This is a genomic window from Bacillus badius NBRC 15713 (genome assembly GCF_001591605.1).
GTDB lineage: Bacteria > Bacillota > Bacilli > Bacillales > Domibacillaceae > Pseudobacillus > Pseudobacillus badius.
Window position 1 is genome coordinate 1 of sequence record NZ_BCVF01000109.1, and the last position, 718, is coordinate 718.

General features: G+C 44.7%; 5 tRNA genes. All 5 read left to right on the forward strand.

Going from position 1 to position 718, the window contains the following annotated elements:
- The 5 genes from BBA02S_RS19940 to BBA02S_RS19960 all read left to right on the forward strand — a co-directional run bounded on the left by BBA02S_RS19940 (position 1) and on the right by BBA02S_RS19960 (position 709).
- Positions 1-84, forward strand: a tRNA-Leu gene (locus BBA02S_RS19940).
- A gap of 282 nt (positions 85-366) precedes the next feature.
- A tRNA-Leu gene (locus BBA02S_RS19945) sits at positions 367-449 on the forward strand.
- Positions 450-459: 10 nt separating this feature from the next.
- A tRNA-Arg gene (locus BBA02S_RS19950) sits at positions 460-536 on the forward strand.
- A gap of 10 nt (positions 537-546) precedes the next feature.
- Positions 547-623: transfer RNA gene (locus BBA02S_RS19955), tRNA-Pro, on the forward strand.
- 12 nt (positions 624-635) lie between these two features.
- A tRNA-Gly gene (locus BBA02S_RS19960) sits at positions 636-709 on the forward strand.
- Positions 710-718: the final 9 nt, after the last annotated feature.

The window sequence follows — 718 nt, forward strand, 5'->3', positions numbered from 1 at the left end:
GCGGGTGTGGCGGAACTGGCAGACGCGCTAGAATCAGGCTCTAGTGTCCGCAAGGACGTGGGGGTTCGACTCCCTTCATCCGCATTCAAGTAACTTATAGCTTGCATTGCGCAGGCTGTTTTTTTGTTTTTTGGTTTGTTTCAAGGCTAATAGCAAAAGATAAATTCACTTCTGATTTTATTTTTTTAAAAAAGTAGTTGACTATTTCAATCGATTGCTTTAATATATTTCTAGTGACGGTTAGTCACAAACAAGTGCCTTCTTCAGATAATAAATACTCTCTTTAAGAAGTAAAATATTATTTTAAAAAAGTACTTGAAATGATAGAGGATGCGTGTTATAATTTAATTCTGTTGCAAGAAACATGCGGTCGTGGCGGAATGGCAGACGCGCTAGGTTGAGGGCCTAGTGGGGGCGACCCCGTGGAGGTTCAAGTCCTCTCGGCCGCATCAAAAACATGCGCCCGTAGCTCAATTGGATAGAGCGTTTGACTACGGATCAAAAGGTTAGGGGTTCGACTCCTCTCGGGCGCGCCATATAATTAAACGGGAAGTAGCTCAGCTTGGTAGAGCACTTGGTTTGGGACCAAGGGGTCGCAGGTTCGAATCCTGTCTTCCCGACCAGGAATTTAATATGCGGGTGTAGTTTAATGGTAAAACCTCAGCCTTCCAAGCTGATGTCGTGGGTTCGATTCCCATCACCCGCTCCAAAATTGATC